The organism is Chlorobaculum sp. MV4-Y (assembly GCF_025244685.1).
Classification (GTDB): Bacteria; Bacteroidota; Chlorobiia; order Chlorobiales; family Chlorobiaceae; genus Chlorobaculum.
Genome location: NZ_CP104202.1, coordinates 1,196,466 through 1,217,978, shown reverse-complemented (window position 1 = coordinate 1,217,978; position 21,513 = coordinate 1,196,466). Strand labels below are relative to the sequence as shown.

Here is a 21,513-nt window from a genome sequence, read left to right as displayed (position 1 = left end):
CTTGAAGAGGTTTTCGACCTTTGCCGTTGTGTCGCTGCTTTTTTTGCTCACCTGATCTCTGTTGCTCTTGCGTTAGCCGGATGATTGCTTTTTTCATTGCTGAAATGTACCGTTTTTCGCTGAATTACTTGTCGGTACTGCGTGCATCGGGTTCAGGTAATGCCTGTGGAAAAAGGGTGAAAATCGTACATTCCAGTTTTTATGGGCCTGCTGGCGGGGCAACTATTAGCAACTTCCGAGGGGTTTTTTCAATAACGGAGTGCTTTTGTCCTTTACCGTTTCAGCAAAGCCGGTGCTTCCGCGTGCCGGCGCAATTCAGAAGAGAGAGCATGATTTTACCGATTAATACATACAGCGACCCGGTACTCGCCATGAAAGCCAAACCTCTGAAAGGGGTCGATTCAGCAATTGAGGAGCTGATTGCCGAGATGTTCGACACCATGTACAAAGCGCCAGGCATCGGTCTTGCTGCACCGCAGGTGGGCCACTCGCTACGCCTGGTAGTGGTGGATATTTCCACAATAAAGGAGTATGCCGATTTCAAACCGATGGTGGTGATCAATCCGCGCATCGTTTCGGTTCGTGGGCGCAACATGATGGAGGAGGGGTGCCTCAGCGTGCCTGGTGTCGCAGGTGACGTCGTCCGCCCGTCGTCGATCACCCTGCACTATCGCGACGAGAAGTTCGAGGAGCATACCGCCGATTTTCACAGCATGATGGCCCGTGTGCTTCAGCACGAGATCGACCATCTCGATGGCACGCTCTTCGTTGACCGCATGGACAAGCGCGATCGTCGCAAAATTCAGAAAGAGCTTGATGCTATTGCTGAAGGACGGGTGAAGGCCGACTATCCGCTGGCCCGTGATGCCAAACGCGTTGAAGCGGAGGCCTGACCGGTGGGGTTGAGAGTTGTTTTTATGGGAACTCCGGAGTTCGCCGTTCCTTCGCTGCGCCGTATCGCGGCCATGACGCCACGCTTCGAGACGGTGCTGGTCGTCACCGGCTGCGACAAGCCGCGCCGCAGCAAAAACTCACCACCTGAGCCGACGCCGGTCAAACAGGCGGCGCTCGAACTGGGCTTGCCGGTGCTCGAAGCTGACGATGTTCGAAGCCACGACTTTGCCGTGCGAATCGCCGCGGCCCGTCCCGACGTGATCGTGGTTGCCGCTTTCCGCATCCTGCCTCCCGAGGTGTTCGAGCTGTCTGCACTGGGGACCTTCAACCTGCACGGCTCGCTGCTTCCCGCCTATCGCGGAGCCGCGCCGGTCAACTGGTCGATCATCAATGGCGATGCTGAGACTGGCGTGACCACTTTTTTCCTTCAGAAGTCGGTTGATACCGGCAACATCATCACGATGGATCGTACGTCGATTGGCCGCGACGAGAACGCTTTCGAGTTGCTCAATCGCCTTTCGGAGATCGGTGCGGGCACCGTCGAACGCACGCTGAAGATGATCGCCGATGGTGCGGTGACTCCGCAGAAACAGGATGAGCGGCTCGCCACGAAAGCGCCGAAGCTGACCCGCGAGAACACCCGTATCGACTGGAACCAGCCGGTGCAACGCCTGCACGACTTCATTCGCGGTCTTGCGCTGAAACCTACCGCATGGACGACTTTCGGCGAAAAAAGCCTGAAAATCTACAAGGCGAAGCCCTGTGCCATTGAAGCCGCGCCGGATGAACCGGGGACGCTACGCATCGCGGACGGGCGGCTGCTCGTGGCCGGGACCGACGGCTGGCTCGAACTGCTCAGCGTGCAGGCCGAGGGCAAAAAGGCGATGGATGGTGAATCGTTCGCTCGCGGACTTCGCGCCGGAGAGGAGAGGCTTCGCTTTTTATGAACGCTGCCGGGCGGTACGTCACGATTTTCTTTTTATATTCACTGGCTTTATTATTACTACGCCCGCCGCCGTTGCGGCGAAGCGGTATTGTAACTATTATTACTCGTTAGAACAGATACTTATGCCTTCGACAGGAACAGAAGTCGGCATGATCAGAAATTTCTGCATTATCGCCCATATCGACCACGGCAAATCGACCCTTGCCGACCGGCTTCTCGAAGTGACCCATACCCTTGAACGCAACCAGATGTCCACCGCCCAGGTGCTCGACGACATGGATCTCGAACGCGAGCGCGGTATCACCATCAAGAGCCACGCGGTGCAGATGCGCTACAAGGCGAAGGATGGGCAGGACTATATTCTCAACCTTATCGACACGCCTGGTCACGTCGATTTCAGCTACGAGGTTTCGCGCTCGCTGGCCGCGTGCGAAGGCGCGCTGCTCGTCGTCGATGCCACGCAGGGCGTCGAGGCGCAGACCATCGCCAACCTCTACCTTGCCATTGAGGCAGGTCTCGAAATCATTCCGGTGATCAACAAAATCGACCTGCCCTCTTCGGATGTCGAGGGTGTAGCGCGACAGATTATAGACCTGATCGGCGTCAACCGTGACGAAATCCTTCAGGTGTCGGCCAAGGCCGGCATCGGTGTGGACGAACTGATGGAGGCGATCGTGGCGCGTGTGCCCGCACCGGCGGATAACCGCCAGATGCCGCTCCGTGCACTCATTTTCGACTCGGTATTCGACGCTTATCGTGGTGCGATTGCCTATATCAGAATCGTGGACGGCGTGCTGAAGAAAGGAGACCGGGTGCGCTTTTTCGCCAACGACAAGATTTTTCTTGCTGACGAAATCGGCACCATGAGCCTGAAGCGCAATCCGGCCGATACCCTCGAAGCAGGCAACGTGGGTTACCTGATCTGTTCGATCAAGGATGTCAAGGATGCCAAGGTTGGTGACACCGTGACGCTGCTCGACAATCCCGCTTCGAAGCGGCTTGCCGGCTATAAGGATGTGAAACCGATGGTGTTCAGCGGCCTCTATCCTGTCGAATCGAATGAGTTCGAGGATCTGCGCGAGTCGCTTGAAAAGCTCTCGCTCAACGACGCCTCACTGGTCTACACGCCCGAGACCTCGGCGGCGCTCGGCTTCGGCTTCCGCTGCGGCTTCCTCGGTCTGTTGCACATGGAGATCATCCAGGAGAGGCTGGAGCGCGAGTACGGCGTCAACATCATTACCACGGTGCCCAACGTCGAGTACCGCGTGATCATGACCAGCGGTGAGACTGTCGAGGTGGATAACCCTTCGAAGATGCCGGAGACGACCAAGATTAACTGGGTCGAGGAGCCGTACGTGTCGATGCAGATCATCACCATGTCGGAGTACATCGGCAACATCATGAAGCTTGGCATGGAGCGTCGCGGCGAGTACAAGAACACCGACTATCTCGACACGTCGAGGGTGAATATTCATTTTGAGTTCCCGCTCGGCGAGGTGGTGTTCGATTTCCACGACAAGCTCAAGTCGATCTCCAAAGGCTACGCCTCGATGGATTACGAGTACATCGGCTACCGCCGTTCCGATCTGGTCAAGCTCGACGTGCTGCTCAATGGCGAGCCGGTCGATGCCCTGTCGTCGATCGTGCACCGCTCGAAGTCCTACGAGTGGGGGCGCAAGCTCTGCCAGAAGCTCAAGGGCATCATTCCCCGCCAGATGTACGAGGTGGCGATTCAGGCGGCCATCGGCAGCCGGGTGATCGCCCGCGAGAGCATTTCAGCCATGCGCAAGAACGTGCTCGCCAAGTGCTACGGCGGCGATATCAGCCGTAAGCGCAAGCTGCTCGAAAAGCAGAAAGAGGGCAAGAAGCGCATGAAGCAGGTCGGCCGGGTCGAGGTGCCGCAGGAAGCCTTCCTTGCCGTTCTGAACATCGATGAATAACAGTGACAGGTCAGAAAATCAGCACGGTTGCGCTGGAACTTAAACCGCTTGACGTCCAAAAAGTCGTGTGTACGGTTGAGCATTCCGGTAATGCCTGTAAAAAAAGTTGAAGTGTGAAAAAACAGAACACGACCTCCAAAGAAAAAAACGGTAAGGCCCAATCGCGTGAATGGTTCGAGGCTCTTGTCATTGCCGCCCTGGTGGCGACAATTCTCAGGATGTTTGTTATCGAGTCATACAGAATCCCGACGGGTTCGATGGAAAAAACGCTGCTTGCCGGCGATTTCCTTTTTGTCAACAAGTTTGTCTATGGTGCCAAGGTGCCTTTTACTGATATCTCTCTGCCCAAAGTTCATGATGTCAGACGAGGTGATATCATCGTCTTCAAGTTTCCTCGCGACAGGAGCCTGAACTACATCAAGCGCTGCATTGCTCTGCCGGGAGACAATCTTGAAATCCGGAACCAGCAGGTTTACATCAACGGCAAAGGGATGCAGTTGCCGCCTCACGCCCAGTTCATTGGCATAAAAATGCCGGCAGGCGTGCCTGAGTTCCAGATTTTCCCGAGTATGTCCGATTATAACAAGGACAATTACGGGCCTCTCCGCATTCCGCGTAGTGGCGACGAAATCACGCTTACGCCAGGGACCCTTCCGTTGTATCGGGATCTGATTGCCTACGAGGGGCATACGGTCAGCCTGGTCGGCGATCAGGTGTTCATCGATGGCCAGGCGGCAAATCGCTATACCGTCGCCCGTAACTACTATTTCGCTATGGGTGATAACCGCGACAACAGCCTTGACAGCCGTTACTGGGGTTTTCTTCCTGAGAGCGACATAGTGGGACAGGCCATGATGGTGTACTGGTCATGGGATCCCGATCTGCCGCTGCTTTTCGATCCGGTTGAAAAGATTGCCTCTATTCGCTGGAATCGCATCGGGTTGGCTGTTCACTGAACGCTGTTCAGCAGGATGGCTCGACAGACCTTGCGCAGGGTGAGCAGTTCGTCTGCCGTGTTGAACGGGACGAAGCTGATGTCGGCGCATTCGATACGAAGTTCTTCAATTTGAAATGCTGGTCGGCTTGCTCTTTGGTTTTCAGTGCCTCCGACCGAGGTCAGCTCCAGCTGTTTGAGCGTCAGTGAATTCAGGTCGGCTTCTGACCTGAGCGAGCCGATGTCGATCCGGTATTGCTGGCCGGTTTCAGCGGCGAAGATTTGCTTGAGGTGGTGTTTGAAGTTGTGATTGAGCCAGAGATTCATCGACACCCAAACCAAGAGATAAGCCGAGGCGAAAATCATTCCCGGAGAGAGTATAAGTGCGGTGAGCCACTTCCGGCCGGATCCGCTTGCCATGTTCATGGCGACAGCTCGCTGATTACCGATGGGAGACACCTGCCTGACGATCATCGCTTTTGATATGGTTGTTAGCAGCCTGAGTATTATGCTGTGTTTATAAGTGTAACAATATAGAAACAGCGAAGATGTCATACTATGAATTTTTTACCTTATCGTAGCATCCACTAATTCATGATCAGATCTTTTTCGGACCATACGGCCGAGCCGGCAGAGGAGCCATTCTTTATTCTGGCCCCTCTGGTCAGAACCTTTCAGGCTGATACGGAAACCCCGGTGTCGGTGTACCTCAAACTCCAGCGCCCTTACTCCTGCCTGCTCGAATCGGTCGAAGGGGAGGAGCGCATGGCTCGTTATTCCTATATCACCGTTGATCCGGTAGCCGTACTCAAGGGGACGGTTGGCGGAGAGATTACGCTCGATGTTCGTGACGAGCGTTTCCGCCGGTTGTCTGCCATTGTGGAACAGGAGCGCGACCTTCGCGCCGTCGTAGATCGCTGCATGGCGATGTTCTCTTCCGAAAAGCTGCCGCGCTGCAAGAGCGGTTCGCAACAGATGAGCACCTCCGGTGTGTTCGGTTACTTCGGTTATGACACCATGCACCTCATCGAAAAGATTCCCGCTGCCGAGCAGCCAGACCCGGCGGGGATGCCAGACCTTTGTTTGCTTTTCTGCGACACGCTTGTCATCTTTGATAACGTGATGCGCAAGCTCTTTCTCGTGGCCAACTATCTCGATGACTCCGACCGCGCGCGCGCCGACCGCAAAATCGACGAGCTTGTCGCACTGTTGCAGAAGCCGCTTGTGCCTGCTCTCGTGCCGTTCCAGCCCGAGAAACCGGAGCCGGTTATATCGAACACCACGCGCGACGAGTATTACGCCAAGGTGCTCAAGGCCAAGGAGTACATTCTAAGCGGTGACATTTTCCAGGTGCAGATTTCGCAGCGCCTGAAGCGCAAGCTGCACACCCGTCCGTTCGATGTCTATCGCGCGCTCCGGACGATCAACCCTTCGCCTTACCTCTATTTCTTTGACTTCGAGGATTTTTACGTCGTCGGCTCATCGCCCGAACTGCTGGTCAAGGTGGAGCGCGACCACACCGGGCGCCGCATGGTCGATACCCGCCCCATTGCCGGAACGCGGCGGCGAGGCGAGAGCTTCGAGGAAGACGAGCGCAACGCCCGCGAGCTGATCTCCGATGAAAAGGAGCGGGCCGAGCATCTGATGCTCATCGACCTGAGCCGCAACGACATCGGGCGCATCGCCAAAATCGGCACGGTCGAGACCAACGAGATGATGGTGATCGAGAAGTACTCGCACGTTATGCATATCGTCAGCAACGTCCGGGGTGAATTGCAGGACGGTCTGACGGCAATGGACGCCTTCTGGTCATGCTTCCCGGCGGGAACGCTGACCGGCGCGCCGAAGGTCCGTTCCATGGAGATCATCTACGAACTGGAGAAAGAGAAGCGCGGCCTTTACGGCGGCGCGGTGGGCTACCTCGATTTCCGGGGGCAGCTCAACACCGCTATCGCCATTCGCACGATGGTGATCCGCGACGGCGTTATCTACTTCCAGGCGGCGGGCGGCATTGTGGCCGATTCGACGCCGGAATTTGAGTACGAAGAGACCATGAACAAGATGAGAGCAGGCCTGACGGCTCTTGAAAGTATTGAGACTTTTGTCTGATAAACTTTTAAACCGAAGACAGCTATGAAAAAGAAACTGACTATGCTTAAATCGGCAGCGCTGGTATCTGTGGGAATCACCGCCGGGGCGCTCGCTTTTTCCAATCTCGATTTTCGTTTAACGGAGGCGGGGTAACGGTTTTACGGTTTCCAGTCACCCCAACTCGAGTATTGCGGCTGAAACCCTTCGCAACCATCCGATACGGACGCTCAACGATTTCAATGATGCTTTTGTGGAGATTGCCGAGTCAGCTACCCCATCGGTGGTGACGATTTATACTGAAACCGAAGTTGATCGCCAGATTATGACCCCCTTCGATTTTTTCGGCAAATCGTTTGGAGAGATGTTCAACTTCCCTTTACCTGAAGAACCGAATGTTCGCAAGGAGGTGATCCATGGACTGGGATCGGGTGTGATCGTCAGCCAGGATGGCTATATTCTGACCAACAACCATGTGATCGACCAAGCGGGCTCCATTTCGGTGATGACCTCTGATAACCGGAAATTTACGGCGAAGATCGTCGGCAAGGATCCCCGTACTGACCTGGCCGTGCTGAAGATTTCCGCTTCAGGTCTTAAACCGATCGCTATAGGCAACAGTGACAGGCTGCGTGTCGGCGAGTGGGTGATCGCTATTGGCAGTCCGCTTGGCAAGAGTCTCGCCCGGACGGTGACCCAAGGCATTGTCAGTGCAAAGGGCCGGGTTAATGTCGGGGTGGCCGATTACGAGGACTTTATCCAGACGGATGCAGCCATCAATCCAGGAAACTCGGGCGGTCCATTGGTGAATATCGGGGGTGAACTGGTGGGCATCAATACGGCGATAGCCAGCCGCACCGGCGGGTTTGACGGTATCGGCTTTGCCGTGCCGTCGAACATGGCGTACCGGGTCTATACCTCGCTGGTTAAAAACGGCAAGGTGGATCGCGGCTATCTGGGAATTTCCATCCAGGACGTCGATGAGAATATTGCCAAAGGACTGCACCTGAGCACGGTGCAAGGGGCACTGGTCGGCACGGTATTTCAGGGTAGCCCGGCGGCTAAGTCGGGTCTGAAGACCGGGGATGTCATCCTCGAATTCAACGGGCGCCAGGTGAGCAGCGCGGCAGAATTGCGCAGTCAGATTGCCAGTCAGGCCCCTGGCAGCGATGCCGTTGTCAAGATCAACCGTGACGGCGCTGTGTTTACCGTAAATGTGCGTCTCGAATCGCAGCCGGAAAGCGCGGTAACCTCGGCAGAGGGGGGCGTGGCCGCGAGCGAGCTTCTTGGTTTCTCGGTCTCTCCGCTGAATGCTGAAATAGCAGGAAGGCTGAATATGAAAGCCAACTTACACCGGATTGTTGTGACATCGATCAGAAAATCGAGCAAAGCCTTCTCGGTTGGCCTCCGTCCGGGCGACGTGATCATATCCGTCGATAAAAAGCCGGTGGACTCGGTTGCGGCATTTAATGCAATCGTTAAAAACAAGAAAAAGGGCGATCTGCTCTTCCTGCTGGTCGAGCGCGGATGGAGCCGGATGTATTTTGCGTTTAATCTGTAATGCTCTTTGCCCGCAGAATAAAGTTTTCTAAATTCTTTTAAACGAAGTAAAGTCAGCCAGGCTGCTGACTTTACTTTTTTGTTTGCCAAACCATCGCTGCTGTAACGTCTGGTGATCATTCGCTTTTCAGCATCGCCAACCAAAACCATGAACTGACATGAGTGATCGAATTTATCTGACACGGGATGGGTATAACCGGCTCAAGGAGGAACTTCACCTGTTGACGACCGAGACCCGCAAAGAGGTACTTGAAAAGATTGCTGAAGCTCGCTCGCATGGAGACCTGAGTGAAAACGCCGAGTATGACGCTGCCCGAGAAGAGCAGTCGCAACTCGAAGCGAAGATCGGTGAAATCGAAAATAAACTGGCATCGGCTACTATCCTCGATCCCAAGCAGATCAAGACTGATCGGGTTTATATTCTCACATCGGTAAAGCTACGTAACCTGGATGCCGAGAACGAAGTTATCGAATACACCCTTGTTTCGTCCGAGGAGGCCGATTCCGATCTTGGCAAAATATCCGTGCGTTCTCCCGTCGGTCGGTCGCTGATTGGCAAGTCGGTCGGCGACAAGGTTACCATCAGCGTGCCGAAAGGTGAGCTGCATTATGAAATCCTCGATATTTTTGTTAAATAGCGAGCCAATTCAAACACCATATTTATGGGAAAACGTCAGATAATTTATACCGCCAGCCAGATCGGTGGAGCCCGTGAGCTGCTCGACAAGGAAATCAATCTTATCACCAAAGAGCAGCGGGTGTGGCACGGCTACGTCACGGCCATCGATCAGGACAAGATCGAACTCAAGGACTCCCGCTTCTGGAAGCACACCTTCAAGGTGGCCGATATCGATAAAATCTACCGCGAAGTCGTAACCGATTACTGATATGCGCAGAAAAATTGTGGTCGGCAACTGGAAGATGAACAACACCATCGCCGAATCTGTCGAGCTGGCAACCGCGATTGCCGAAAAGGTCGGCGGCGACGGCGTGACGTGCGAGGTTGGCATTGCCCCCACATTTCCGGCATTGCACGAGGTCGGAAAGGTGATCGAATGGAGCGGCATTAGACTCTGTGCCCAGAACTGCCATTACGAGAACGAGGGTGCATTCACCGGTGAGGTCTCCACGCGGATGCTTGCTGCCGCCGGATGCAGCTACGTCATTCTCGGCCACTCCGAACGCCGCCAGTATTTCTGCGAAACCAGCCAGATCGTCAACCGCAAGGTTCAGAAAGCGCTTGCCGAAGGACTGTCGGTCATCATGTGCGTCGGAGAAACGCTCGACGAACGTGAGTGCGGCGTGACCGCCGACATCGTTACCACGCAGGTGGTCGAGGGGTTGGCCGATGTGACAGACATCACCAGTCTGGTGATCGCCTACGAACCGGTATGGGCTATCGGCACCGGCAAAACCGCCACCAAAGAGCAAGCTCAGGATGTGCACGCGATGATCAGAGCGAAAGTCGCCGAACTCTACGGCCAGCAAGCGGCGGATCATCTCAGAATCCAGTACGGCGGCAGCGTCAAACCCTCCAACGCTGCGGAACTGTTCGCCATGCCCGACATCGACGGCGGCCTCATCGGCGGCGCGAGCCTCAATGCCGACGACTTCATGGCGATTGTCGAGGCGGCAGGGTAAAAAGCAACGGCTTTATATTTCAGCTTTTAAAGGCTGCTCAGTGATTGGGCAGCCTTTTTGCTTTTATGGGGGCTGATTCAGGCCTGCGTAGAGTTCGCTGTTGATCTCGAACCTCCACGATCCCTTGCCGACGGTGACGATGCGTTACGCTAAGAACGAGGCTGCTGCTGGCGATGCCCCGACAAAATCACCTTCCGCGCCTCGCAGAGCTTGTTCACGGTGCCGAAAGCGGTGATTGATTTACGGGGGTTTTGGTTGGTGATGCCGGTGAGGGTGGGGTAGTGATGGGGGTTGGTTTTGTCGGTGGATTTGCGGTAAACTCCTTTTTTGAGAACAAACGCTGATTGGTCGGTCGCGTTTGAACAGATGAGTGTTATGCTGATCCGTATTGAGATACTCCCCAAAAATAGGACGGCTGGTTAAATTGGATCAACAAAAACCCAGCAGTCACTATGAAACAAACACGCCGCAAGTTTACGCCTGAATTCAAAACAAAGGTCGTCCTGGAAGCCCTCAGTGAACGGCTTCCCATGGCAGAACTCGCCCAGAAGCATGAGCTTCATCCGAACCAGATCACTCAATGGAAACGGGAGTTCCTCGACAAGGCCTCCGATGTCTTTTCGAAAGGTGAAAAGGCTAGGAAAACCGAGCAGGATTATCAGCAGGAGAGCGAAGAACTCTACAAAACCATCGGCCAATTGAAGGTTGAGGTCGACTGGCTCAAAAAAAAATTGCAGTCGTAAAATCGCTCTCGGAACGACGCTCCATGGTTGAGAAAGAACATAGCGGTATCAGCATGCAACGCCAGTGCGACCTGCTTTCGATCCACCGATCAGGCCTGTATTATCAGCCGATAAAGACCTCGAAGCTGAATCGTGAGCTCATGCGGCTGATTGATGAGCAGTACCTGCTGAGGCCATACTACGGCGTTTACCGTATGTGGCAATGGCTGAGTATGGACAAAGGCTACAAGATCAACCTCAAACGGGTACGGCGGCTCTATCGCCTTATGGGTCTGGAAGCCATCGGCCCCAAGCCGAACACCTCGAAACCGGCGCCGGGCCATAAGGTCTATCCGTATCTGCTCCGGGGACTTGCGATCAAGCACAGCGACCATGTTTGGGCAACTGATATCACCTATGTGCCGATGGCCCATGGATTCATGTACCTGATGGCCATCATCGACCTGAAAAGCCGCTATGTGCTGAACTGGTCGGTGTCGAATACCATGGATGCCAAATGGTGTGCCGAGGTCTTGCTTGAAGCCGTGCGGTTGCACGGGGCACCCAAGATTCTCAACACCGATCAGGGCAGCCAGTTCACCAGCGAGGTCTTTGCCGAAGCCGTCATCACAGAGTCCAAGTCTGCACTCTCCATGGATGGCAAAGGCCGAGCAATTGACAACGTCTTCATCGAACGGTTATGGCGGAGCGTCAAGTATGAGTACATTTACCTGAACCCACCAGCCGATGGTCTCGAACTCTACAAAGGCCTGAAGCATTGGTTCAACGACTACAACACGGTTCGTCGCCACAAAGCGCTTGATGGTCAGGTTCCGGCAAAAGTCTATTCTGCCAATAAACGACTGATTCCGAAAGCCGCATGAACAAACTTATTTTCTCTCGATAGCTGTCCTATAACTGGGGAGTACCTCAGTCAGGAATTAAAGCTGATGCCGTTGTGGCAGGCCCTTTTCCGAGTAGCTTGTTAAGCAAACTTGTTAAAAATATCTGTTTTTCACTACGTGAATTCCAGAGATCTGGGCGCATAAAGTCACCTAACCGACTATCGGCAAACACCCATTGTCTATCGAATGATCGATAAGCGTATGGTAAAAAAGGAGGTGCCGGTGAATTACTCGGTAGCTGATCGAGTGTTTTGCTCGCGTCTTCGCCTTCAAATAGCAAAGGGTACTTCAGACTTGTTTTCCTGTCGCGGGTTTCTTTGAAAACTTCTGCTCGGTTTTGGGCAAAGAGAAACCCTCGCCAACGTCGCTCAAGAGTTTCTATGTCAGGGCCTATCGGCCAAGTACGATTCATCTTGCACCCCGAATGTTGCCAAGGCATTAAATCTGTCAGCAATGGCAAGGTGAAATAATCGCCTGTACCTTCCGGGCTGAATGGTGCTTGCCAGTCGTCGGGGCACTCATGCCAGTCGAGGGATGCGAAGTTGGTGATGGCGTCGAGCGCGGCGAGTTTTTCGTTGCGGCTGCCTTCGATTCGGGTGTAGCGGACGGTAGCGGGTTTGTCCAAAGTGGCGTTACTCGAACGCACGGCAATGGCGATGGCGACGGGGGTCTGAATGGCGAAGACGTTGTCGCTTTGCCGCGTGCCGCGGCCTTCGCCGCCGAGGTCCAGAATCCAGATTTCATCGCAATGGCGGCCCGTGTGCTCGCGCATTCCGCAAAAAGCATCGCCGTTGAGATAGCTTGAAGCGCTGATGAAACTTACTACTCCCGGGCCGTGGGTAGTGGGAAATTCGAAAACTTTCCAGAGCGCCCAGCGCCAGAAATAGACGTAGAGATTGTGGAGATTTTTGATGTGAACGCCGTGCCCGGCGGCGACGGCGGGGTCGATGAAATCGCGGAAGATCGCGTCCGCGCCGTTCGGCTTTCCGCCTTAGCGCACCCAGTTGCCGGTTCGCGCCTTGTTCTCGCCGGTCGCGGCTTCGTGCCGGTCGTACGGCGGATTGCCGAGGCAGACGATCACCGGCACGCTGTTTTTGACCTTCAGCGCTTTTTCGTGCTGGTCGGAAATCGGTTTCAGATAGTACGACAACACCAGCGGCTCGGTGTCGGGGCTTTCGAGCGTGTCGGTGAGATAGACGTGCGTACCATCCTTCGGCAGCAACGCGCCACGGTCGCGCAGAGCGCGGCTGACGCGGAGTTCGGCCACGGCGTAAGGCCCGGCCATCAGCTCGAAGCCGTAGAGGTTCCGGGCCAGCCCCGTCGCCTGGCCCGCGACGGCTCCCGCCCCTTGTTCAGTCTTGATTCGCTTGAGGGCGTGTTCGATGACGCCGAGCAGGTAGGTGCCGGTGCCCGTTGCGGGATCGAGCGTCACGACGCCGGGATCGGCAAAGCCGAGCGGCATGTTCAGGCGGTTGACGAGCAGGTCGTCGATCAGGCGCACCTGGCAGCGCACTACCTCAACGGGCGTGTAGTAGGCTCCGGCATCCTTGCGCAGCTTGGGATCGTAAGCGGATCGGCCCCTTCGCTGCGTCCGAGCAGGAGCGCGAACGCCACGGCGAAACCGGCTGTCTTGTCGATTTCTTTGATGCAGAAGCGCTTGCACGCGAGGTTTCGGCACTGCTCGGTGATCCGGAAAGGCGGCGCCTCCTCGGCAATCGTGCCCGCCAGTTTGTCCAGCGCTACTACGATCTCAAGCGCATCTGCCGGCCGGGGCAGATCGAATGGGTAGAAGGGCTTTTGGCCCGGTGAGTGGAAACCCGAACTTTCTCGGGAACTTGTTTCGCTTCTGCTCTATTTGAGGATAGAAATATCGCTGAACAACCCGGAAGTTATGGACATTACTATGAAACATCGCCTGGAGAATATGCTTGAATATCTTGAATCGGAGAGCTATCTGATGGCGTACAGGACGCTGAATGCGATTGTTACGGAGAATGAAGCATCAGGCGAGTTGCCCTCTCTTGAAACCTCGACGGCTCTCGACGTGATGCAGACTTGCCTCCGCATCATTGTCGGCGACAGGGTGGGGCACCCCGAAGTGGCGAAGCATTTTGCCCAGACGGTCAGTTTTTACGAGCGTTTGGCCTTGCTTCTGACAAAGAAGCTTCTGGGCGACGATAGTGCTGCCGCTGAGGTCGATATTCTCCTCTTCTGTCACGACGCGCTTGCCAAGCACAGGCGAAACTGAATTTGCTGCATGAAGCGAGCGGATCACGAAACGATTTATCCGGTTTTTCTTTTTATGGTATCATATGAATAATTGTTCATGTGTTTATGGTATCGATGACTGAAAAAGATGACGGACTTTGCCTGGAGAGGTGTGATCATCCCGATATGGTCGAGTCTGTGCGTCAGGCTATGCCGGATGAGAAGCAGCAGCAGGATCTGGCGCAGCTTTTCAAGGTACTCGGTGACCACACGAGAGTGCGGATGCTCAATGCGCTTTACCGCTCAGAGCTGTGCGTGTGCGATCTTACTTCGATTCTCGGCATGAACCAGTCGGCGGTGTCGCACCAGTTGCGGGTTCTCAGGGATGCCAAGATCGTCCGGTCGAGAAAGCAGGGCAAGAACGTCCTCTACGCACTCGATGACAGCCACATTGCCGAACTCATCAGGATCGGCTTCGAGCACGTGCAGGAAAAGTGATGCTCGATTTTTTTTGTGAATAAAACATGAATATATGATCATGCGAAAATGTGTCAATCAGTAAATGGAGTGAATCATGCCAGAGGTATTGAAGGTGTTGATCGATATTGTTACAGCCTCGTGGTCTGTGTTGCTTGATGCTGCTCCATGGGTGCTTTTCGGTTTTCTGGTTGCTGGCCTCGTCAAGGCGTTTGTGCCTGAAAAGCTCGTGGCGACGCATCTCGGGGGCGGGTTTTCGAGCATCGTCAAAGCCTCCGCTATCGGCGTACCGATTCCGTTGTGCAGTTGCGGGGTGATTCCGGCGGCTGCCGGTCTCAAAAAACAGGGTGCAGGAAAGGGGGCGGTCTCGTCGTTCCTTGTTTCCACGCCCGAAACCGGCATCGATTCGATTGCAATCAGCTATGCGCTGCTCGATCCCCTGATGACGCTCATAAGGCCGGTTGCGGCTTTCATGACGGCGATTGCGACCGGCATTGCCGTTACCTTCACCGAAAAGGCAGAGTCTGCCGCCGAACCTCCGTCTGACGGTGCGCCATCGGATAGTTGCTGTTCTTGCGGTTGTGGCTACAAGAGTGTCGAGAAGCCGGGGGTGTTGCAGAAAATCAGGTCGGGTCTCTCCTTCGCGTTCGGCGAACTGCTTGGTGACGTGGGTGCCTGGCTGCTTGTGGGCGTGCTGATTGCCGGTTTCATCTCGGTGTTTGTATCGGGGCAATTCTTGGAGCGTTACCTGTCGAACGACCTGCTTACCATGATCATGATGCTTGCAATTTCGGTGCCGATGTACGTCTGCGCGACCTCATCAACCCCCATCGTCGCGGCGCTTGCGCTGAAAGGTATCTCGCCCGGCGCGGCGCTCGTCTTCCTCCTTGCCGGTCCGGCAACCAACGCCGCATCGCTGCCGGTGATCTCAAAGCTGCTTGGCAAAAAGGGCACGGTGGCCTATCTCGTGGTCATTGTTTTGATGTCGCTCCTGTTCGGCATTCTTGCCAACTACCTCTACGCCTGGCTCGGTCTGGATCCGAAAAACTGGGTGAGCCGCAGAGCGCACGAGGAGGGGGGAGTCGTCGCTATCGTTTCGGCTATTGCGCTCGTCGCGCTGGTCGCGCGAACCCGCTTCGCGGCATGGCGGGCTGCCCGTCAGCACTGACGATTTACCCTTTCTTTCCGGCAGGAGCGAGATAGATCGTGAACTCCTCTTCGCCGTCAACGCCAAGGAGGCGATCCATCTCGCCCTGATCGTAGGCGGCGATGGCGCAGGTTCCCGCGCCGATGGCCTGGCAGGCGAGGTAAAGGTTCTGGCAGACGTGGCCCGCGTCGAGTGCGATCACCTTGTGTGCGGCCAGGCCGTAGCGCCACTCCATGCGGTAAGGAATCGCCGTCCAGACGAATAGCACTGCCGCGTCACCGGTGAAGCGCTGGCCGAGCGTGGCCCTGACGATGCGGCTTTCAAGGTGTTCCGATGTGTGCGAAAAGAGCAGGGCGTGTTCGAGCGGCAGGTAGCGGTAGATGCCTTTCTCCAGCCTTTCGACGTTCAGCACGCAGAGGTAGGTCTCGAAAGCGTGCCGACAACCCGCCGAGGGCACCGTCCTCAACGCATGGCCCGCGTCGAGTTTCAGCCGAGCGCCCTGCGTCGCCCAGAGCAGGAGCGAGAGTTCGTCGAGCGAGAGCGGTTCATCGGAGTAGAACCGGCAGCTTTCGCGCTGGCCGATGGCCGACCAGAGATCGATGCTGCCTGCGAGCTTTGCCTTTTCAATCGGTGGCAGGGGAATTGTTTTTGCTCCTTCCGGTATCGGCTTTTCGATTGGCGGCGGCGGAACGCGGCGGTTCTGCGGTGTTTGCGAAAAGTCCACCTTTTGGCGAACGTTGTCTTTCAGGAATTCGCGGTAGTGGCTGATTTCGTTGTTCATTGCTGTAATTTTTTTGATCGGTCGGTTCGGCCCGATCCGACCGATCTTTTTATTGGTTATTTCCCCAATTTTGCCGCTCTCAGGCGCAGCGAGTTGGTGACGACCGAGACGCTGCTTCCGGCCATTGCGATGCCCGAGAAGACCGGGTTGAGAAATATCCCGAAGAACGGATAGAGCGCTCCGGCGGCGAGCGGGATGCCGATCACGTTGTAGATGAAGGCCCAGAAGAGGTTCTGGCGGATGACGCGCATCGTTTTTTTTGAGAGCGTGATGGCCTGCACGACCTTGCCGATGTCGCCGCCGAGCAACGTAATGCCCGCCGATTCGATGGCGATGTCGGTGCCGGTCGCCATGGCGATGCCGACGTCGGCGAGGGCAAGAGCCGGGGCGTCATTGATGCCGTCACCCGTCATGGCGACCGTGCGGCCTTCGACCTGCAATTTCTTGATAGCGTTGGCTTTATCGCAGGGCAGCACCTCGGCGATCACCTCCGCGATGCCCGCCTGCCGGGCAATGAACTGTGCGGCGTGGCGGTTGTCGCCGGTGAGCATCACCACGCGCTTGCCCATCCGCCGAAGGTTGGCGACCGTCTCTTTCGCCTCAGGCTTCAGCGCCTCGGAGAGCGCGACGAGGCCGAGCGCCTCGCCGTTTCGCTCCACGACGACCACTGTGTTGCCCTCCTGCTGGAGCCGCGCGATCTCCGGCCGCTGCCTGTCGCCGTCGCCGGGCTTGCGCACCCGCACCGTGTCGTCATCGACTTTTGCATCGACGCCGACCCCTTCGAGCGCCTTGAACTCCGTTACCTGCACCGGCTCGACCTTCCGCTCTTTCGCGGCGTTGACGATGGCCTGGGCGAGCGGGTGCTCTGAGTGCCGCTCGATGCCCGCCCCCAGCGCGAGCAGTTCGTCGGGCGTGGTCGCTTCGCCGAACGGCTCGATGGAGGTGACCGACGGCTCACCGCGCGTGATGGTGCCGGTTTTGTCGAACACGACCGTATCGACGCGGCTGAGGCTTTCGAGGCTCTCGGCGTTGCGGACGAGGATGCCGTGCCGCGCTCCGAGTCCGGTGCCGACGATGATCGCCGTCGGTGTGGCCAGGCCCAGCGCGCAGGGGCAGGCGATGACGAGAATCCCCACCATCGCCATGATGGCGTAGGCGAGGGCGTTACGGAAGCCGAGCGCGGGCGTGCCGACGCCGAGCCAGAGCAGAAAGACCAGCACGGCAATGATGAGCACCGTCGGCACGAAGACCGCGGCAACCTTGTCGGCGAGGTTCTGCACCGGGGCTTTCGAACCTTGCGCATCCTCGACCATCGAAATGATACGGGCGAGCATCGTCTCCGCGCCGACGCCGGTGGCCGTGAAGATGAGCGAGCCTTGCTTGTTGATGGTGCCGCCGATCACCGTATCGCCTTCGCGCTTGTCCACCGGCACCGGTTCGCCGGTAATCATCGACTCGTCAATCGACGAACTGCCTGAAAAAATCACGCCATCGACTGGAATTTTCGCGCCCGGCTTGACGAGGAGCATCGTGCCATTGACCACCTTCTCGACCGGCACCTCGATCTCCTCGCCGTTGTCATACACAATCGCCGATTTGGCCTGCAGGCCGATGAGCTTCTCGATCTCCTCGCCGGTCTTCAGCTTCGAGCGGGCTTCGAGATATTTGCCGAAGAGCACGAAGCCGATCACCACGATGGCTGCGTCGGCAAAGCTCTCGTGCGGCAGGCCGAGGCGGTTTCGTAGCGTCGGAAAGAGAATGGAAAAAGCGCTGTAGCTCCAGGCGACCAGCGAGCCCAGGCCGATAAGCGTGTCCATGCTCGCCGCGCCGGTGCGGATGAACGAAACGACGCCGCGCAGGAAGGGCTTGCCGATACTGAAGAGTATCCACGCCGCGACGAGCAGCGCGATGGAGTTCCAGCTCTCCATGTCGATGGGGAAGTGCGGGAATCCGGCAATGGCGGCAGCGGCGCTGTGCCACAGCATCACCGCGAAAAAGAGCAGTGCAAGCGGAAGCGCGATCTGGACCTGTCGCTTCTGCCGATGCAGTTCGCCGAGCTTCTCCTGCTTTTTCGAGGCGTGGTGGTCGGCGGCGGGTTCCGGCGCGGCGGCTTTCGCCGGAGCGTCCTCGACCAGTGAAAAGCCGTACTTGCCAAGCAGTTCGTTCAGCGCCTCAATGCTCAACGGCTCTCCGGAGAACTCAATGCGAGCCCTCTCGGTAGCCAGATTGACATCGGCTTTGGCGATGCCGTCGAGCGCCGAAAGTTTTTTGGTGATGATCGCCACGCAACTCGCGCAGTGCATCCCTTTGACCGAGTAGTTACGAGTGGTCATGGTGAGGTAGGCTGGTTTTTTGAACTGCTCACTACTACCAGCCCCATCAGGCAATGGTTCCCCGCGTCATTCGCTGGTCATGTTGTCCACCGTAGGGGCGGGTTTGGCTGCAAGGCGAAGGATTCATCGTGGCGTTGAGGTGTTTCGTGGCAGGGCAACCGCGAGGGTTGCCCCTACGAGGGGTGGGGTGTTTTGAAATATTTCGTAGGGGCGGGTTTTACGCCCGCCCTCTTGGCTCATCCTTCAGGCGTCTTTACCTTCCGTTTTGAACTCCGAGGTAGAGTGGAATTCGATCTCCGGGAAGTCCTCTTTGGCGATCTTGAGCATCCACTCGGTTTCGGCCATGAAGACCGGGTGATCCTCCTTGTCGAATGCAATCACATTGGCGCGGCGGCGCATGAACTCGTCGAGCTGCTCCTGGTTGTCGCTGGTGATCCAGAAGGCTTTGTGGAAGCGCAGCGGTGTGAAGGCGCACTGCGCGCCGTATTCGTGTTCGAGGCGGAACTGGATCACGTCGAACTGAAGTTCACCCACCGTGCCCACAATCTTGCGCGTGCCGTACTGGATGAAGAGCTGCGCCACGCCTTCGTCGGTGAGCTGGCGGATGCCTTTTTCGAGCTGCTTGGTTTTGAGCGGGTCGCGGTTTTCGAGCACCTTGAAGATCTCCGGCGAAAAGCTCGGAATGCCGCGAAAGTGCAGGTTTTCGCCCTCGGTCAAGGTGTCGCCGATCTTCAGCGAGCCGTTGTCGTACAGGCCGATCACGTCGCCCGCCCACGCCTCGTCGATGACGCTCTTCTCCTGCGCCATGAACTGCGTCGGGTTAGAGAAGCGCAGCTTTTTGCCGAGGCGTGTGTGCTGGTAGAATTTGTTGCGCTCGAAGCGGCCCGAGCAGATTTTGAAGAAGGCCGTGCGGTCGCGGTGGTTCGGGTCGAGGTTGGCGTGAATCTTGAAGACGAAGCCCGATAGCGTCTCTTCCGAAGCGTGCACCATGCGCTCCGACGCCTCGCGCTCGTGCGGGCAGGGGGCGATGTCGATGAAGGTGTCGAGCAGCTCGCCGACGCCGAAGTTGTTGATCGCGCTGCCGAAAAAGACCGGCGCCTGCAACCCTTCGCGATACATCTCAAGCTCGTATGGTTCGTACACACCCTCGATCAGCGACACGTCTTCGCGCAGCTTCCCGGCATAAGTTGAACCGACCCAGTGTTCGAGCTTCGGATCGTCGATGCCCTCGATGTCGGTCAGCTTTTCGCCGATCTTTGACGAATTGGCCTCAAACAGGTTCAGCGAACGGTCGAAGAGGTTGTACACTCCCTTGAAGGTTTGCCCCTGGCTGATCGGCCAGGTCATTGGGCACACCTGAATGTCGAGCTTCTGCTCCAGCTCGTCGAGCAGCTCGAAAGGGTTGCGCCCCTCGCGGTCGAGCTTGTTGATGAAAATGATCACCGGCGTATGGCGCATCCGGCACACCTCCATCAGGCGCTCGGTCTGCTCCTCGACGCCCTTCATGCTGTCCACCACGAGGATGACGCTGTCCACGGCGGTCAGTGTGCGGTAGGTGTCTTCCGCGAAATCTTTGTGACCCGGCGTGTCGAGGATGTTGATGCGCTTGCCGCGATACTCGAAGCCCATCACCGAAGTCGCCACCGAAATGCCGCGCTGCTTCTCGATCTCCATGAAGTCGCTGGTCGCCGTCTTGCGGATCTTGTTGCTCTTCACCGCGCCTGCCGTATGGATTGCGCCGCCGAACAGCAGCAGCTTTTCGGTGAGGGTGGTTTTACCCGCATCCGGGTGGCTGATAATAGCGAACGTCCGCCGCCGCGCGATCTCTTTTGCTAACTCCATGCTTTTCGTCTCTCTGTCTGATGTGTCAAGTCCGGTTCTCTGTGATGAGGGCGGAAAATATCAAAATTTCGAGAATATCGGGCATGGGGTGGCGCTTGCCGAGGGGAGAGCAGAAGGCGTTTACATCTCATCAAAATTCGGTATTTTAGCCCAATCAGTACCCAAGCCGTTTCAGGAGCATCCATTATTACCCTTTCATCACTCGATCATGGCAAATCCGGAACATCTGGCAATTCTCAAGCAAGGCGTTGAGGTTTGGAATCAGTGGAGGGAAGAGAATTATAATATTCATCCGGATTTGAGTGAGGTCAATCTATCAGGCGTCAATCTTAACAGATATATGCTCAGAGATGTTAGTCTTTTTAACGCTGATCTCTCCAGTGCTGATTTATATGGGACTAATCTCAACAACGCCAAGCTAATTGATGTAAATGTAAGTAATGCTATCGCAGGTTTTACTTCTTTTGGCGGAGTTGATCTCAGTTTAGTAAAAGGTCTTGAAGCAATTGTACACGGAGCACCATCCACCATCGGCATTGACACTCTTTACTACTCACAAGGAAACATTCCCGAAGTTTTCCTCCGTGGCTGTGGTGTACCAGATCAGATGATCGAGTATGCTCGTTCTTTGACCTCGACTCCAATCCAATACTACTCCTGTTTCATCAGTTACAGCCACAAAGACGAAGAGCTTGCCCAGCGGATTCACAATGACCTTCAGGCTGCTGGTTTGCGCCTCATGATCTGAAAATTGGCGATAAAATCCGACCGGTTATCGATGAATTCATCCGGATTCACGATAAGCTTCTCTTTATTTTATCCGAGCACTCCGTTCAGAGCGATTGGGTTGAACACGAGCTGGAACACGCCCTCGACCGTGAACGGATCGAGAAGAAGAATGTTCTTGTTCCTGTTCGTCTGGATGAATCTGTGATGGACAGCACAACCGGCTGGGCCGGGAACGTCCGACGTCAGCGCTACATCGGAGATTTTAGACGATGGAAAGATCACGATTCGTACAAATGTGCCTTCGAGCGGCTTCTGCGAAATTTGAAGTCTGAGAAATAATTTTTATCACTTCATCCTAACCCACTC

Annotated in this window: 22 protein-coding genes; 16 read left to right on the top strand and 6 right to left on the bottom strand. The window is 56.0% G+C overall.

Going from position 1 to position 21,513, the window contains the following annotated elements; all coding sequences use genetic code 11:
- Positions 1 to 329: 329 nt before the first annotated feature.
- From def to lepB, 4 genes are all read left to right on the top strand, one after another.
- Positions 330 to 893, top strand: coding sequence for a peptide deformylase (gene def, locus NY406_RS05875; RefSeq protein WP_260533200.1), 564 nt, complete (start codon positions 330 to 332; stop codon positions 891 to 893).
- Between the two features lie 9 nt (positions 894 to 902).
- Positions 903 to 1,841, top strand: a complete 939-nt coding sequence (gene fmt / locus NY406_RS05870) for a methionyl-tRNA formyltransferase (RefSeq protein WP_260533199.1) — start codon at positions 903 to 905, stop codon at positions 1,839 to 1,841.
- Between the two features lie 121 nt (positions 1,842 to 1,962).
- Positions 1,963 to 3,780, top strand: coding sequence for a translation elongation factor 4 (gene lepA / locus NY406_RS05865; protein WP_260533198.1), 1,818 nt, complete (start codon positions 1,963 to 1,965; stop codon positions 3,778 to 3,780).
- A 113-nt stretch (positions 3,781 to 3,893) separates the two neighbouring features.
- Positions 3,894 to 4,736: a signal peptidase I gene (gene lepB, locus NY406_RS05860; RefSeq protein WP_260533197.1), complete on the top strand. Its 843-nt coding sequence runs from the start codon at positions 3,894 to 3,896 to the stop codon at positions 4,734 to 4,736.
- Here the strand turns inward: lepB and NY406_RS05855 are convergent.
- Positions 4,730 to 5,188, bottom strand: a complete 459-nt coding sequence (locus NY406_RS05855) for a hypothetical protein (protein ID WP_260533196.1) — start codon at positions 5,186 to 5,188, stop codon at positions 4,730 to 4,732. The genes lepB and NY406_RS05855 overlap by 7 nt on opposite strands.
- A 120-nt stretch (positions 5,189 to 5,308) precedes the next feature.
- Between NY406_RS05855 and trpE the strand changes: the two genes are divergently transcribed.
- From trpE to NY406_RS05820, 7 genes are all read left to right on the top strand, one after another.
- A complete protein-coding gene (trpE, locus tag NY406_RS05850; RefSeq protein ID WP_260533195.1) occupies positions 5,309 to 6,823 on the top strand; it encodes an anthranilate synthase component I in 1,515 nt (504 codons plus the stop codon).
- A gap of 232 nt (positions 6,824 to 7,055) precedes the next feature.
- Positions 7,056 to 8,363 (top strand): DegQ family serine endoprotease, encoded by a 1,308-nt coding sequence (locus NY406_RS05845; protein WP_317618637.1) that lies wholly within the window; start codon positions 7,056 to 7,058, stop codon positions 8,361 to 8,363.
- Between the two features lie 157 nt (positions 8,364 to 8,520).
- Positions 8,521 to 9,000 (top strand): transcription elongation factor GreA, encoded by a 480-nt coding sequence (gene greA, locus NY406_RS05840; protein ID WP_260533194.1) that lies wholly within the window; start codon positions 8,521 to 8,523, stop codon positions 8,998 to 9,000.
- Between the two features lie 24 nt (positions 9,001 to 9,024).
- Complete coding sequence (locus tag NY406_RS05835; RefSeq protein ID WP_260533193.1) at positions 9,025 to 9,249, top strand: hypothetical protein; 225 nt, start codon at positions 9,025 to 9,027, stop codon at positions 9,247 to 9,249.
- A gap of 1 nt (position 9,250) precedes the next feature.
- Positions 9,251 to 10,003 carry a triose-phosphate isomerase gene (tpiA, locus tag NY406_RS05830; RefSeq protein WP_260533191.1) on the top strand — a complete coding sequence of 251 codons (753 nt, stop codon included), beginning with the start codon at positions 9,251 to 9,253 and terminating at the stop codon, positions 10,001 to 10,003.
- Positions 10,004 to 10,455: 452 nt separating this feature from the next.
- Positions 10,456 to 10,746 (top strand): transposase, encoded by a 291-nt coding sequence (locus tag NY406_RS05825; RefSeq protein WP_260533189.1) that lies wholly within the window; start codon positions 10,456 to 10,458, stop codon positions 10,744 to 10,746.
- A gap of 23 nt (positions 10,747 to 10,769) precedes the next feature.
- A complete protein-coding gene (locus NY406_RS05820) occupies positions 10,770 to 11,609 on the top strand; it encodes an IS3 family transposase (RefSeq protein WP_260533150.1) in 840 nt (279 codons plus the stop codon).
- A 46-nt stretch (positions 11,610 to 11,655) separates the two neighbouring features.
- On the opposite strand, the gene NY406_RS05815 is transcribed toward NY406_RS05820, so the two are convergent.
- Positions 11,656 to 12,402: a type ISP restriction/modification enzyme gene (locus tag NY406_RS05815; protein WP_260533187.1), complete on the bottom strand. Its 747-nt coding sequence runs from the start codon at positions 12,400 to 12,402 to the stop codon at positions 11,656 to 11,658.
- 219 nt (positions 12,403 to 12,621) lie between these two features.
- Positions 12,622 to 13,308 carry an N-6 DNA methylase gene (locus NY406_RS05810; RefSeq protein WP_260533185.1) on the bottom strand — a complete coding sequence of 229 codons (687 nt, stop codon included), beginning with the start codon at positions 13,306 to 13,308 and terminating at the stop codon, positions 12,622 to 12,624.
- Between the two features lie 225 nt (positions 13,309 to 13,533).
- On the opposite strand from NY406_RS05810, the gene NY406_RS05805 reads away from it, so the two are divergent.
- From NY406_RS05805 to NY406_RS05795, 3 genes are all read left to right on the top strand, one after another.
- Positions 13,534 to 13,878 (top strand): hypothetical protein, encoded by a 345-nt coding sequence (locus tag NY406_RS05805; protein WP_260533183.1) that lies wholly within the window; start codon positions 13,534 to 13,536, stop codon positions 13,876 to 13,878.
- A gap of 146 nt (positions 13,879 to 14,024) precedes the next feature.
- Positions 14,025 to 14,336 carry an ArsR/SmtB family transcription factor gene (locus NY406_RS05800; protein ID WP_411267072.1) on the top strand — a complete coding sequence of 104 codons (312 nt, stop codon included), beginning with the start codon at positions 14,025 to 14,027 and terminating at the stop codon, positions 14,334 to 14,336.
- A gap of 76 nt (positions 14,337 to 14,412) precedes the next feature.
- Positions 14,413 to 15,483, top strand: coding sequence for an SO_0444 family Cu/Zn efflux transporter (locus NY406_RS05795; protein WP_260533181.1), 1,071 nt, complete (start codon positions 14,413 to 14,415; stop codon positions 15,481 to 15,483).
- Positions 15,484 to 15,487: 4 nt separating this feature from the next.
- On the opposite strand, the gene NY406_RS05790 is transcribed toward NY406_RS05795, so the two are convergent.
- The 3 genes from NY406_RS05790 to NY406_RS05780 form a co-directional block, all read right to left on the bottom strand.
- Positions 15,488 to 16,243 (bottom strand): SagB/ThcOx family dehydrogenase, encoded by a 756-nt coding sequence (locus NY406_RS05790; RefSeq protein ID WP_260533179.1) that lies wholly within the window; start codon positions 16,241 to 16,243, stop codon positions 15,488 to 15,490.
- 56 nt (positions 16,244 to 16,299) lie between these two features.
- On the bottom strand, positions 16,300 to 18,576 hold the full coding sequence (locus tag NY406_RS05785; protein WP_260633753.1) for a heavy metal translocating P-type ATPase: 2,277 nt from the start codon (positions 18,574 to 18,576) through the stop codon (positions 16,300 to 16,302).
- Positions 18,577 to 18,819: 243 nt separating this feature from the next.
- Positions 18,820 to 20,418, bottom strand: a complete 1,599-nt coding sequence (locus NY406_RS05780; RefSeq protein ID WP_260533177.1) for a peptide chain release factor 3 — start codon at positions 20,416 to 20,418, stop codon at positions 18,820 to 18,822.
- Between NY406_RS05780 and NY406_RS05775 the strand changes: the two genes are divergently transcribed.
- The gene (locus tag NY406_RS05775) at positions 20,417 to 21,166 is read left to right on the top strand and encodes a toll/interleukin-1 receptor domain-containing protein (RefSeq protein WP_260533175.1); all 750 of its coding nucleotides are present in this window, start codon (positions 20,417 to 20,419) and stop codon (positions 21,164 to 21,166) included. The two genes, NY406_RS05780 and NY406_RS05775, sit on opposite strands and share 2 nt — an antisense overlap.
- On the top strand, positions 21,163 to 21,486 hold the full coding sequence (locus NY406_RS11310) for a toll/interleukin-1 receptor domain-containing protein (protein WP_411267101.1): 324 nt from the start codon (positions 21,163 to 21,165) through the stop codon (positions 21,484 to 21,486). Before NY406_RS05775 ends, NY406_RS11310 begins: the two co-directional genes overlap by 4 nt.
- Positions 21,487 to 21,513: the final 27 nt, after the last annotated feature.